Origin of the sequence: uncultured Ruminobacter sp. (genome assembly GCA_902764345.1) — a bacterium.
In the GTDB taxonomy this organism is placed as follows: Bacteria; Pseudomonadota; Gammaproteobacteria; order Enterobacterales; family Succinivibrionaceae; genus Ruminobacter.
This window is the reverse complement of sequence record CACWVT010000052.1, coordinates 1-14,374: the sequence shown is the minus strand read 5'-3', so window position 1 is coordinate 14,374 and position 14,374 is coordinate 1. Positions and strand designations below refer to the sequence as shown.

Annotated in this window: 10 protein-coding genes; 3 read left to right on the top strand and 7 right to left on the bottom strand. The window is 43.6% G+C overall.

Annotation, left to right across the window (positions count from 1 at the left end):
* Positions 1-192: 192 nt before the first annotated feature.
* On the bottom strand, positions 193-1,302 hold the full coding sequence (gene tgt, locus QZU58_RS08575) for a tRNA guanosine(34) transglycosylase Tgt (protein WP_294496046.1): 1,110 nt from the start codon (positions 1,300-1,302) through the stop codon (positions 193-195).
* 2 nt (positions 1,303-1,304) lie between these two features.
* Complete coding sequence (gene queA / locus QZU58_RS08570) at positions 1,305-2,393, bottom strand: tRNA preQ1(34) S-adenosylmethionine ribosyltransferase-isomerase QueA (protein WP_294462234.1); 1,089 nt, start codon at positions 2,391-2,393, stop codon at positions 1,305-1,307.
* Positions 2,394-2,972: 579 nt separating this feature from the next.
* On the opposite strand from queA, the gene QZU58_RS08565 reads away from it, so the two are divergent.
* Entirely contained in the window at positions 2,973-4,499 is a 1,527-nt protein-coding gene (locus QZU58_RS08565; protein ID WP_294496044.1) for an ABC transporter substrate-binding protein/permease, read from the top strand.
* A complete protein-coding gene (locus tag QZU58_RS08560; protein WP_294496042.1) occupies positions 4,489-5,238 on the top strand; it encodes an amino acid ABC transporter ATP-binding protein in 750 nt (249 codons plus the stop codon). The genes QZU58_RS08565 and QZU58_RS08560 overlap by 11 nt, the downstream gene beginning before the upstream one ends.
* 232 nt (positions 5,239-5,470) lie before the next feature.
* Here the strand turns inward: QZU58_RS08560 and ugpC are convergent, their stop codons facing one another.
* From ugpC to malE (QZU58_RS08535), 5 genes are all read right to left on the bottom strand, one after another.
* Complete coding sequence (ugpC, locus tag QZU58_RS08555) at positions 5,471-6,607, bottom strand: sn-glycerol-3-phosphate ABC transporter ATP-binding protein UgpC (protein ID WP_294462220.1); 1,137 nt, start codon at positions 6,605-6,607, stop codon at positions 5,471-5,473.
* 65 nt (positions 6,608-6,672) lie between these two features.
* Positions 6,673-7,590: a maltose ABC transporter permease MalG gene (malG, locus tag QZU58_RS08550; RefSeq protein ID WP_294496040.1), complete on the bottom strand. Its 918-nt coding sequence runs from the start codon at positions 7,588-7,590 to the stop codon at positions 6,673-6,675.
* A 2-nt stretch (positions 7,591-7,592) separates the two neighbouring features.
* Positions 7,593-9,233, bottom strand: coding sequence for a maltose ABC transporter permease MalF (gene malF, locus QZU58_RS08545; protein ID WP_294496038.1), 1,641 nt, complete (start codon positions 9,231-9,233; stop codon positions 7,593-7,595).
* A 220-nt stretch (positions 9,234-9,453) separates the two neighbouring features.
* Complete coding sequence (gene malE, locus QZU58_RS08540; RefSeq protein ID WP_294496037.1) at positions 9,454-10,635, bottom strand: maltose/maltodextrin ABC transporter substrate-binding protein MalE; 1,182 nt, start codon at positions 10,633-10,635, stop codon at positions 9,454-9,456.
* Positions 10,636-10,875: 240 nt separating this feature from the next.
* Complete coding sequence (malE, locus tag QZU58_RS08535; protein ID WP_294496036.1) at positions 10,876-12,087, bottom strand: maltose/maltodextrin ABC transporter substrate-binding protein MalE; 1,212 nt, start codon at positions 12,085-12,087, stop codon at positions 10,876-10,878.
* A gap of 899 nt (positions 12,088-12,986) precedes the next feature.
* Here malE (QZU58_RS08535) and QZU58_RS08530 point away from each other — a divergent pair.
* Positions 12,987-14,339, top strand: a complete 1,353-nt coding sequence (locus QZU58_RS08530; protein ID WP_294496035.1) for a DUF3413 domain-containing protein — start codon at positions 12,987-12,989, stop codon at positions 14,337-14,339.
* Positions 14,340-14,374 lie beyond the last annotated feature (35 nt).

Here is a 14,374-nt window from a genome sequence, read left to right as displayed (position 1 = left end):
CAATTTAGCAGCCTGTCCAATTGAAATAATCTTATTCATTACAAATAAACCTATAACTATTTTAAATGTATTATAAACTATTTATAGATTTAGTCAAGCGGTTGTTAACCCCTGCCGTTTCCGTTCCGTACGGAAACGGGTAAAGGCAGCCCGAAGGCTGCCTTTACGTTATCTGAAGCCGTACGGCGGACATTACTTGTCGGCAGGATAAAGTCTGAAGAATTCCTCGGCGAATTCGTTCAGTGTTCCGGCGGCAATGTGTTCCCTTATCTGCTCCATCAGGCGCTGGTAGAATCTCAGATTGTGAATGGTATTGAGTCTTGCCCCCAGCATTTCACCGCACTTGTCCAAATGATGCAGGTATGCCCTTGAATAATGTCTGCAGGTATAACAGTCGCACTTCTCATCAAGAGGACGGGTATCCTGCTTGTACTTGGAATTACGCAGCTTTATAACGCCCTCAGAGGTAAAGAGATGCGCATTTCTGGCATTTCTTGTAGGCATTACACAGTCGAACATGTCCACACCGCGAAGCACGCCGGAAAGAATGTCCTGAGGCTTGCCCACACCCATGAGATATCTTGGCTTATCCACAGGCATTCTGTCGGTAATGAAATCCAGAACCCTGTGCATATCCTCTTTCTTCTCACCTACGGCAAGACCGCCGATGGCATAACCGTCAAAGCCGATGTTAACAAGTCCGTTGAGAGACTCTTCACGCAGGTCCTCATATACGCTGCCCTGTATGATACCGAAGAGAGCGTTCCTGTTCTGCAGACGGTCAAATTCATCTCTTGAGCGCTTAGCCCATCTGAGACTGAGTCTCATTGACTTGGCAGCCTCGTCATGAGTTGCGGGATACGGAGTGCATTCATCAAGAATCATCACGATATCGGAACCGAGAGCGTCCTGAATCTGCATTGAAACCTCAGGGGACAGAAATACCTTGTCACCATTAATCGGATTCTGGAAATAGCACCCTTCCTCCTTAAGTTTGCGCAGTGCTCCGAGACTGAACACCTGGAAACCGCCGGAATCGGTAAGGATAGGTTTGTTCCACTGCATAAAGCCGTGAAGATCGCCGTGAAGACGCATGATGTCACAGCCAGGTCTGAGCCACAGATGGAAGGTATTTCCCAGAATAATGTCGGCACCTATTGCCTCCACTTCCTCGGGACTCAGTCCCTTTACGGTACCGTATGTTCCTACCGGCATGAAAGCGGGAGTTCTGACAGTGCCTCTGGCAAATTTCATTTCACCGAGTCTGGCTTTACCGCATGTACTCTTTAACGTAAATTCCAAAATCACTTACCTCTTAATTCTTTTTCAATATCTTCAGCTGTTTCCGCATTGTCATTACGTGTAATGAACATGGCATCACCGTAACTGAAGAAACGGTAACCGTCATTAACCGCATGCCCGTACGCATTCATGGTATGCCTGTATCCGGCGAAGGCGCTCACAAGCATGATGAGGGTTGACTCAGGCAGATGGAAATTGGTAATCAGCGCATCAACAACCCTGAATCTGTACCCAGGATAAATAAAAATACTGGTATCCGCCGCGAAAGGCTCTATAAGACTGCCGTGCTTCTCGGCCTGCATTGCGGCACTTTCAAGGGAACGCACGGAAGTGGTGCCGACGGCAATAACGCGACCGCCTTCGGCCTTGGTTTTAAGGATTCTCTGAACCAGCTCTTCAGGAACCACAGCAAATTCGGAATGCATGTGATGCTTTGAAATGTCATCTTCCTTAACCGGCTGGAAGGTACCGGCACCTACATGAAGGGTAACAAATCCGGTATCAACGCCCATCTCACGGATTTTATCCAGCAGATCATTATCAAAATGAAGACCTGCGGTCGGTGCGGCCACGGCACCGGGAACCTTTGAATAAACCGTCTGATAACGTTCACGGTCTTCCTTTTCATCAGGACGATCTATATAAGGAGGAAGAGGAATGTGCCCTATTTCATCCATGATGCTAAAAATCGTCTTCTCTCCGGTAAACTCCAGAATGAAAAGCGCCCCTTCCCTGCCGAGCATAACGGCTTCGTAGCCGTTGTCAAAAAGCAGTCTGGCTCCTTCCTTCGGAGACTTGGACGATCTCATGTGAACAAGAACACGATGTTCATCAAGAACCCTCTCCACAAGGATCTCTATGGCACCGCCGGTTTCCTTGTGTCCGTATAATCTTGCAGGAATTACCTTTGTGTTGTTGAATATAAGCAAATCACCCTTTTTCAGGAATCTGAGCACATCATAGAAATGATAGTCACCCAGTTCACCGGTGGAACCGTTCAGAGACAGCAGTCTGCTGTGGGTTCTTTTGTCGGCAGGAAATTTTGCAATAAGCTCTTCAGGAAGATTATAGAAGAAATCCGATCTTAACATCATAATAAACAACCGCCCAGCTTACACTAACGTAAAGCGTACATAAATAATGAAACACGGCCGCGTGAACATGACGGAAAAACACTCCGACGATTTTGTAACAGGCAGGTGAATCTACCGAAAAAGCCTGAAAACACCGTGTTTCCGGAATTAATTAAACATAAAAAAAATAACATCCGATAAACCTGTACTATTCTACTTACTTAATGAAACATGTCAATTTGATATTTTTATTAAAAAATATTGACTTATTTCACATTTTTAATATAATAGCCACGTTCATTAGTCCTATGGTTATTAATCATTGATAACGCCAGTCCTCAGTGCCTAAGTGCACGAGACTGGTTTCTTTTTTTTTGGGGCTCCTATTTTCATCTGTATCCATCCTTTTTCAAAGCCGATACCTGACAGGCGCATTATCACTTCTTTTTTCGGATCATCACACGGTGTTTTTCCTGTTTCCGCCGGCTACGGTGGAGCCTGCAGGATATCCGATATACTTTTTGATCATTTAAGAGGAAGACAATCAGGCGTATAATAAGCGAATTGTTTTTTTTCTTCAGGAGTCAGATCTTTTTTATGAACACCTTCAATATGGAAAAATGGCGTTCTCTTTTACATGCAACAGGCTTTGTTGCCCTTTTCGTCACGTCATTATTCTCTCTCACGGCATGTAACGCAGAAAGTAATATTAACAGAGTGGAATCAATAGAGGATCTCTGTCATGCCAGAGTCGGTGTTCAGATAGGAACGACCACTGAAATCGCCATCAATGAATATCTGACCCAGCACAAGTGTCCGGTGGCCGAACGCTACAACAATTCTCCGGATGCCATAGCGGCTCTTAATCAGGGAAAGCTTGACGCAGTTGTTCTTGACGAACTTCCGGCCAAAAAATTCGTCAGTGACAACGCTAATCTGCGGATTCTCAGTACCCCGTTCAACACTGAATCATATGCCGCAATCCTGCCAAAGGGACAGGAGAATCTTCTGAATGAATTCAACAGTGCAATAGATGAAATCGTAAAGGAAGGCATCTACGACAAACTCTACGACACCTATGTTTCCAAAACCGGCAATTACCACTACACTCCGAAAACAACCGAAGGCCAGGAGCTGATTATCGCTACCAGCCCTGATTTTCCTCCTTATGAGTTCTATCAGAACAATGAAATAACCGGTATTGAAATGGAAATAGCCGCAATGATTGCGGACAGACTCCACATGAAGCTGAAAATTGAAAGCATGGAATTCGACAGCATCATCAATGCCGTAAGCACCGGAAAGGTACATGCAGGTTTTTCAGGCTTCTCAAAAACTGAAGAAAGAGCCAAGGTAATAAACTTTACCCATGACATATGCACCTCCAGAATACTTGTGGTAATACCGACTGAAGAAGCCTTAAACAGCATGGAAAATCAGTCGCTTACAAACAGACTTTATAACAATTTCATCAAGGAAGACAGATGGAAGCTGCTCGTAAACGGTCTCTGCATAACCATTGTGATATCCGTATTCGCAGCTCTGCTGGGTCTCTGCGGCGGAACCGTCATGGCCATAATACGCGTACTCCATGCGAAGACGGGCCGTTTCAGAATTCTTAATCTTCTTATAAAGCTTTACGTAAACATCATCAGAGGCACGCCTGTAATGGTACAGCTTCTGATAATATACTATGTGATATTCGCATCTGTGGATATCAACAAGATACTGGTGGCCATAATCGCCTTCGGCCTCAATTCAATGGCCTACACCACCGAAATCATACGATCAGGCATGCTCGCAATACCTGCAGGTCAGTTTGAGGCAGGTTACTCTCTGGGGCTCAGACCATTCACGGTAATGAAGCACATAATCATTCCTCAGGCATTTAAGAACGTGCTGCCTGCCCTTGCAAACGAAGGTATTTCACTGATAAAGGAAACCTCAATATGCGGCTATATAGGCCTCATGGATCTTACCAGAGGCGGCGTTATCATCAGAAACACCACATTTGAAGCATTCCTTCCGCTTCTGGCAGTGGCTCTTATATACCTTCTCATTATCGGCACACTGTCAGCAGGAGTTGCCCACCTTGAAAGGAGAATGAAAAAGAATGAACGATAATAATGTTGTCATGCAGATTGAAGGTCTCTGCAAAACATACGGTTCTCACGAGGTTTTAAAAGACATCTCCCTGACCATAAACAAGGGAGACGTCATCGCCGTAATCGGTCCGTCAGGGTGCGGCAAATCCACGTTCATACGCATGCTCAACCTGCTTGAACGCCCGACTTCCGGAAAAATCTACTTTGACGGCATGGAACTGACAAGCCTGCCTCAGAATACATTAATAGACATAACGCCTAAAATAGGCATGGTATTCCAGCAGTTTAACCTGTTCCAGAACCTCACGGTGAAACAGAACATCACCCTGTCACCGGTACTTCACAGAATATATACCCAGAAGGAAGCTGATGAATGGGCTCTGCAGATGCTTGAAAGAGTTGGTCTTGCGGAACATGCGGACAAGTATCCGTCACAGCTTTCAGGCGGACAGCAGCAGCGCGTTTCCATCATCCGTACAATTGCCATGAAGCCGTCGATCGTCCTGTTCGATGAACCGACAAGCGCACTGGATCCGGAAATGGTAAATGAGGTTCTCAGCATGATGAAGGAGCTTGCTGACGAAGGCATGACCATGGTTGTGGTTACGCATGAAATGAAGTTTGCACAGAAGGTTTCAAACAGGGTTCTGTTCTTTGACAACAGAAACATTCAGGAACAGGGAACACCTGACGAGATATTCAACCATCCTAAGGATCAGAGACTAAGGGAATTTCTGAATCAGATTCACGCAAAATAACTGAGGAATCTGCACTGAAACCTCCACAGACACAAACCGGAACAGCATATACTGTTCCGGTTTTTTATTGCCTTATTCAACTGCGTAAAAACGTTCAGGGTAAAGTCACAGAGGCTGTCACGGCACACCGTACTGATATTATTCACTGAAGCGAACATAAAGCCGTAACGCATTCTCCATATAAGAAAAAAGCGACACCGGAGTGTCGCTTTAAAAAAATTACAAGCTAAAATTAAGTTCTGTTATATCTTGCAGTTCTCTTGAATGCCTTTTCCTGTGAGTCGAAAAGGTAACAAGCTTCAGCAGGGATACCAACTTCGAGAGAATCACCGGTATCAACTGGGATTTCAGAAGCTGCTTTAACGGTAAAGTCTTCACCGTCGACATCAAGGTAAACAAAGCTTTCAGCACCTAAATGTTCAGCAACCTGAACCATACCTGACAGGCGGCTCTTTGAATCAGGGTGTTCTACAGGAACGAGGTGTTCTGGACGAATACCTAATTCAACCTTATCACCAACACTTGCGCGACGGGCATCAACACATGCAGTGATAACGTCACCGGTATTTAACTTAACCTTACAGGTTTCTTCACCGATTTCGATGAGCTGGCCCTTGAGGAAGTTCATCTTAGGTGAACCGATGAAGCCTGCTACGAACTTGTTGGTTGGGTTGTGGTAAAGTTCAAGCGGAGTACCGAACTGTTCAAGGTTGGTTTCAGCAGATTCCTTTAACGGACTTAATACTACAATCTTATCAGCCAGGGTCATAGCTTCAACCTGGTCGTGAGTTACGTAGATGATTGTAGAATTTAATTCCTTATGTAACTTAGCAATTTCGATACGCATCTTAACACGGAGAGCAGCATCGAGGTTTGATAAAGGTTCGTCGAAGAGGAATACGTCAGGCTGCTGAACGATAGAACGACCGATAGCAACACGCTGACGCTGACCACCTGACAGAGCCTTTGGCTTACGATCCATTAAAGCTTCGAGACCGAGGATCTGAGCAGCGTTGTTAACACGCTTTTCAATGGTATCCTTGTCGAACTTCTTTAACTTAAGACCGAATTCCATGTTCTGACGAACATCCATGTGAGGATAAAGTGCGTATGACTGGAACACCATACCTACACCACGGTCTACAGGAGGAACATCGTTCATTACCTTTGAACCGATCTTTAATTCACCGTCGGTGATGTCTTCAAGACCGGCGATCATACGCAGAAGGGTAGACTTACCACATCCTGACGGACCAACGAACACGATGAATTCACCATCTTTAATATCGAGATTGATATTACGTAAGGTATCTTTCAATAAACTTGGATTATAGTTCTTACGAACGTTTGTTAAAGTAACTTCAGCCATTTATAGCTCCATAAAAATTCTTTTCTAACATGCGGTGCGCAAAACACCGCATTGTAAAATATCGATTAACCCTTTACACCACCGGCAGTCAAACCACCTACTAACCAACGCTGAGCTAACATAAATACGACGGTAATAGGAAGACCTGACATAACAGCCGCTGCTGCGAAGTCACCCCAAAGCTTGTTCTGAGAAGCAAGGTACTGCTGAGAACCTACGGCGAGGGTGTAATTATCTACGTCATTTAAGAGGATACTTGCTACTGGAACTTCAGTAATGGTACCGATAAATGCAAGGATGAATACTACTGCAAGAATTGGTACTGACAGAGGTAACAGTACGAGTCTGAATGCCTGCCATGGGGTAGCACCGTCAATGGCGGCAGCTTCTTCCAGTGAAGCATCAATGGTTTCAAAGTAACCCTTGATAGTCCAAATATGGAGGGCAATACCACCCATATATGAAAGAATCAGACCGGCTCTGGTATCAAGACCGATAAACGGCAGGTATTCACCGATGTTATCGAACAATGCATAGATAGCAACGAGTGCAAGCACTGAAGGGAACATCTGGAAAATCAGCATGCAGTTTAAGAGTGCATTCTTACCCTTGAAGTTCAGACGTGCAAACGCATACGCACTGGTGGTTGACAGCAGTACGATGAACGCAGAGGTGAAGAATGAAATGATGATTGAGTTCCAAAGCCATTTCAATACTGGGAATGGAGGAAGGTGTTCAACACCGGCTTCATCAACATATGATATGCCTAAAGCAAGTTTCCAGTGATCCAGAGTCAATGAATCCATTCTTGGTAAGAAGAGGTCATAGAAACTGTCTGATACGTTGGTTGCGAAGTTACCTTCACGGAATGAAATCATCACAACCATGTATAACGGAAACAGAACAGCAAGTAAAAACAGGCACATTACAATGTGTGTAGCCAAAATGCGATATTTAATCGACTTAGGTTGTACAATTGCCATGATTAGTCCTTAGCTCCCATCTTGGAAATCTTTAAGTTAACTATAGATAATGCACCAACTAAGATGAAGATAGTGGTTGCAATTGCGGAAGCCAGACCGTAGTCATTACCACCTGCGCCGCCTTCGAATGCGAGACGATAGGTATAAGACACGAGCAAGTCAGTAGAACCTGCAGTGGTTACAACACCGTCTTCTGGTAAGAAGTCAGGGCCACCGTTAGTTAACAGCATAATCAACACGAAGTTGTTGAAGTTAAATGCGAATGAAGCGATAAGTAATGGAGTTAATGGCTTCATTAACAATGGAAGAGTAATGTTCAAGAAGTTCTGAACAGGACCTGAACCGTCCATTGCAGATGCTTCATAGAGGTCATCAGGAATAGACTTTAACAGACCCATACAGAGAATCATCATGTACGGATAACCTAACCATGCATTAACGAGCAGAATCATTGCACGAGCATAACCTGCTTCATTGTACCATTCAGGTCTCCAACCGAGGAAGAAGTCCAGAATACGGTTAATTTCACCGAAGTTTTCATTAAACAAACCCTTAAATACAAGGATTGAAATGAATGACGGTACTGCATATGGGAGAATGAGGATTAAACGGTAAATACCTCTACCCTTTAAGAATTCCCACTGTACGAGACATGCGAGAACCATACCGATTGCTAAAGTAATGAATACGGTTAAAGCAGCGAAACATACAGTCCAGATGAAAATCTTAACGAACGGAGTAGAAATACTTGGGTCGTTGAAAATTCTCTTGAAGTGCTCGAAACCGATGTAAACACGGAAACCAGGAGCCATTCTTTCACCGACAGGTTCACCGGTCTGGGTGTCAATGGTCTTGTAGTAACCGTCCTTCATATCAGGGATGATTAAAGAATCATTTGATACGTCCTTGAGCATGTGAGAATTCTGTAATCTTTCCTGGTTACCGAGAACTACTTCATTCTGACGAACGAATCTGTTCTTAACGGCACTGAAAGTGTTAAGACCGGTATAGGTAAGTTCCTGAGCGTCGATCTTGATCTTGATTGACTTCAGGTAGTCTCTGAATGCAGCCTTACACTTGATACCACAGTCTTCCATGTCCTGGGTATAGCTGTTATCAACCTTGGTAACATGGATTACGGTCTTTGAAGCGGTAGTCTTGTTGCTTGGCTTCTCCATCTGGTCCTTATCGAAGAACACGGTTTCAGGAGATGCGTAAGTACGAACTTCAGAAGGATTACCGTCAGCTAACATAGTAGGCTGATTCTGAAGTACGATGATGTACTTGTTACCTTCCTTTGCGTAAAGCTTAAACTGGTAGTCACCGCCTTCAATTCTGTAAGTCTGAGAAAGGAAATAACTCTCAGCTCTTTCAAGAGTGAAGAGGTTCTTTGCAGAGTAGTTGGTAAATGCGATGTACACGGTGTATACGAGAGGGAATATAATGAATACCACCATACCCGCGATACTTGGGAAAATATATCTGTGAGGATACATTCCCTTCAGCCATGTCACAAGCAGACCACCTGCAATGACTATTGTAAACAAGATTGCGAAAGCGTACTGACCATGAGTAAACATAGAGCTTATCATGAATACACCAAAGAGTAATACTATTAAAGATATTAAAACTTTGAGTATCATTAAGCCAGGCGCTCCACCTCCAGAGGTTTTACCTCTTTTTTCAAAAGCGAAAGAATCCATGCTAATACCCTAATAACTTATTCTAAATTTAGCTTGTAAAACTGTAATAAAAATATTTTTACTACAAATAAAAACTTTAATATTTTCATATTAAAGCTTTTAATTCTAGCCTTTCATAAAAGAAGCTCATGTCTGAGCTTCTTTTTTATGAAAGATTATCTTACTTTTCGATACGATCTTCAGCAGTCTTAAGTGCTTCGTCTAAGGTCTGACGACCGGTGGTAGCGTTCTTAAGAGCAGTCTGTAAAGAACTCCAGAAACGGTTCATTTCTGGTACGCTTGGCATTGGGTCACCAATCTTAGCGTTATTCATGGTTACCTTGATTCTTGGGTCCTTTTCGAGCTTAGCTTCGAAAGACTTGAGAGCAGCGGCACCTAAAGGCTTGTCCTGGTTCATCTTATCAAGACCTTCATCGGTGAGGAGGTAGTTGAGTAAGAATTCCTTAGCGAGGTCCTTGTTAGGAGAAGCCTGGTTGATGGTCATACCCTGGACACCTACGAATGGCTTACCTGGGTTACCCTTAAGGGTTGGGATTGGGTTAACGCTGTAGTTAACCTTGCTGTACTGACCCCATGACCATGGTCCGTTGATGATACATGCAACCTTACCGTTAACGAAGCTTGATTCCATGATACCGTAGTCAGCACCCTTCTGCATGTGGTCGCCCTTGATTAAGTCAACAAGGAACTGAACACCGGCCTTAGCGCCTTCGTTGTTAACACCTGAGTCCTTAACGTCGTAGCTGCCGTCAGCGTTTCTCTTGAATGCATAACCGCCGTTAGCAGAAAGTAATGGGTAACTGAAGAATGCGTTGTTGTAGTCCCACATAATTGCACGCTTGCCTTCCTTCTTCAGCTTGTCGTCAAGGGTAACGAATTCTTCGAAGGTCTTTGGAGCTTCTGGAACGATATCCTTGTTACAAATTAAGGCAATTGCTTCGATAGATACTGGGTAACCGTAGATCTTACCGTCTACAGTCATGGCCTTCCAAGCAACGTCCTGGAACTTGTTTAATTCTTCCTTGGTTGGTTCGATTGGGGTTAAAAGACCTGACTTAACCCATTCACCGTAACGGTCGTGTGCCCACATGAAAATATCTGGACCATTACCTGAAGCAGCGTTCTGCTGGAACTTAACTTCTACCTGATCTGGGTGAGCAACGGTTACCTTAACGCCGGTAGCTTCTTCGAACTTCTTACCAACCTTAGCAATACCGTCATATGACTTATCGCCGTTAACCCAAATGGTTAACTGACCTTCTTCAATACCTGATGCAGAAGCAACCTGTGCAAAACCAAATGCAGCTAAGCCTACAACAGTAGCTAAAATAGTTTTTTTCATTAGTCTATTTCCTTACTTATTACTTAAAAATATCGGCCTCAAACCGATTTAAACAATGTGTATAATAGAACATATGCATGCAATTAAATATCAAAAAGTTTGCATTTTTTAACATGTATCTCATTATGAACGAAATACAGGGCAAATATTCGCATTTTCAGCCTCGCCAATCATGGCGTGCAAGTACACGAAAAAACCGCACCCGCCTCAATTCGGGTGCGGACTTCAACTCATTGCATATTACTTCTTCAGCACACGTTCTTCAGCTATCTTTAATGCCTTCTTTGCAGACTGGCGCCCGGTTGTAGCATTTTTCAGGGCTGTCTGCAGAGAACTCCAGAATCTGTTCATTTCCGGAATGTTAGGCATGATATCACCATGCTCGGCGTTGTACATAGTCACGGCAATTCTCGGATCCTTCTCAAGCTTTGCCTGATATGACTTAAGCGCAACCGCACCCAGCGGACGGTCGTTATCCATCTGTTCCAGACCTTCATCCGTCAGCAGATAATCAACAAGGAACTTTCTGGCCATTTCCTTGTTAGGCGAAGCGCTGTTGATGGTCATACCCAGTACACCGACAAAAGGCTTTCCAGGCTTACCGTCTAATGTAGGGAACGGATTAACCGAGTAATTCAGCTTACTGTATCTTTCCCATCCCCATGCACCGTTTATTACGCAGCCCACATCACCGTCAATAAACTTCTTTTCCATCTTAGGGAATTCCTGCCACTTCTGCAGATGATCTTCCCTAATTAATTTAACTATGTACTCCAGTCCCTTAACCGCACCGGGATCATTTATACCGGTGGTGGTTACGTCGTACTCACCCTTTTCATTCTTTTTGAATGAGTACCCGCCGTTTGCGGACAGTATCGGATAGGTAAAGTACCCGTCATTATAATCCCATACAAGAGCATGCTTTCCGCTCTTCTGAAGCTCATTGTCCAGCTCGAAGAATTCTTCAAACGTTTTCGGAGCCTCAGGCACAAGATCCTTATTACAGATAAGCGCAATTGCCTCTATGGATACAGGGAAACCGTAATACTTATCCTTAACCCTCATTGCATCCCAGGCCACAGGCTGGAACTTTTCCAGTTCCTCGGGAGTAGGTTCAATCGGAGTCAGCAGTCCGAATTCAACCCATTCACCGAAACGGTCATGAGCCCACATAAACAAATCAGGCCCGTTTCCTGAAGCCGCATGCTGTAAAAACTTCACGACAGGCTGTTCCGGATGCTCCACGGTAACCTTTATGCCGGTGTCCTTTTCAAACTTTTCACCGACCTTTTCAATTCCTTTGTACGACTTATCGCCGTTAACCCACACAGTAAGGTGCGCACCTTCAATACCTGAGGCAAAAGCAGCACTGCTTCCTCCCAGGGCAACAGCCGCACTGCTTCCTCCCAGGGCAACAGCCGCAACCATAACGGATAATAATGCTTTTTTCATATTCACTGTCCTACTGGCTTTAAACCATTCACATTCTTATAGAATTATCCATTTGGCTTTTTTATTCTTTTATTATGATTTACGGTTTTCAAGTCAAATGAATAACGCTAGAGCGCTTTCTATCATGGTAAACCACAAAACGAGCCAAAAAATAAACAATTAAGTCAAATTTTGAGCGTAATCTCTTTTTAGATGCTTCATCATTTCAAATTTGACTACCAGTCGTCATAACTGTTAAAAACATTTATCAGTCCGCTTACAGGCGTAATACTCTATCAGTGAAATTGTTTTCATACAATTAAAATAATTTTATTTGATTTTAATTGATTGTTTTTTCATCAAATCACTTTAGACATAAATATTATTTATTTCCGATAACTGAAACCATTGCTCATAATTAGTAAAATAATTGATTTTTGTTCACTTATAACAACGGACATTTATTACACTGAAATACTTATTATATACAATAACAGTAATATTAAGACGTTGGATTACATCAGCAAAAAAAACCGCCATTTATCAGCGACATAAGAGAAAGTACCACGCAATTCTTCTCAGTAAAAATTCATTTACTGCCAAATTACGACAATTTTTCAAGAATTTTGAATATATATCTCTCCTATATTTCTATTTTATTTATATATTTGGAACGATTGCCGGACATGGCTGTACTTTTTCCGGATCAACCCCCCCCACCCCGGCTCATATCCTCATTTGTGAACTATTAAATAGCTAACAAAGCAGGTTATGTAGTAAAATAAAGGACAGACAATCCTGACTGGCCGAAACGGTAAGGTTTGCATAACCGGAACAACGTTACGATCCCGAATCGGCAGTCGCACTTATGGACATACCGTCACGGATAAATAGCGTCAGAGAATATTGGTATATCAGGTATGAACAACATTAATTACAGCAGCTTCTTCACTTATAAGGATGAAGTATCCAGATCCATCAGTTGGGGGCACTGGTTTGTTCTTCTCAATATCTTTCTTGCCCTGCTTATCGGCTGTACCTATCTTTACAATGCCCCAAGTCCTTCAACACAGTTAGGTACCGCTTATCTTTTCATAAGCTGGCTGGGACACTTCAGCTTCCTTGTTTTCGTAATCTACATCCTGATATTCTTCCCGCTGACCTTTCTCTGCCGTTCCACAAGAACCTACAAGATAGTGTCCATTGTGCTGGCCACCATATTCATGGTAATTCTTCTGATTGACGTTAAGCTTTATCAGGCCATCAAAATTCATCTCAGTGTTCCGATGCTGGGAATATTTTTCACCCAGGAAGGCTTTTCCACCGGACTTAACTACAATTTCCTTTATATCGCCACTCCGATAATCGCCTTTATTGAATATCTGTTCTCCAAGTTTGCGTGGCGAAACCACTATCTTCACAAATATCAGAGGATCACGGTATTCTTCTCGACGGTATTCATTCTGTCCTTCCTGGCCACCCACATCATGCACATTTGGGCAAACGCCTACCGCTATGTTCCGATAACACAGCAGAAGTCCATATTCCCGGCATATTATCCGATGACCGCAAACACCTTCCTGAAGGAACACGGTCTTCTTGCATATTCCGGTGACAACGAAGGCACTCAGATCGAACGCCCGGCGTCAAAAACCTCACGGAAGCTTAAATATCCGCTTAATGCCATGAAGGTAATCCCTTCTGAAAATCCGTATAACGTCATCCTCATAACGATTGACGGGCTTGATTACGGACATATGACGGAAGACTACACTCCAAACCTTGATGTTTTTGCCAAAACTCACGATTCGTACATTAAAAACTACCTTGGCGATAACAGTGACGCCACCTCAAACTTTGAAATGATGTACGGCATCCCTGCAGAGTACATGAAAACTGCCATGAACGAAAAGACTCCTCCGGTCATAATTTCCGAAATGCTCATGCAGGACTACAAGATATCTGGTTTCATCACCACCGCAGTGGGCTTGTGCCTGATGCTCTTTTTCTTGATTAATAATGCCGAAGCAATGGCAGCGCTGATGCTGATAATAGTGTTCATTGGCATGTGGAAGCTTTTCACCACCTATCAAACTCAGCAGAGCATGAAGCAGTACTGGCAACAGCAGCAATGGACACAACAGGCTCAACAACAAGTGACCGTGCCTCCCATGCCACAGCAACAAGAGCCCTATCAAGGCACCGTGCCACCCATGCCTCAAGACCTAGGCAGCATGCCAGCCAGCCAGCAAGTAAACGAGCCCCTCAGGTAATAGACCATCTTGAAATAGTAATCCCCAGCGATGTT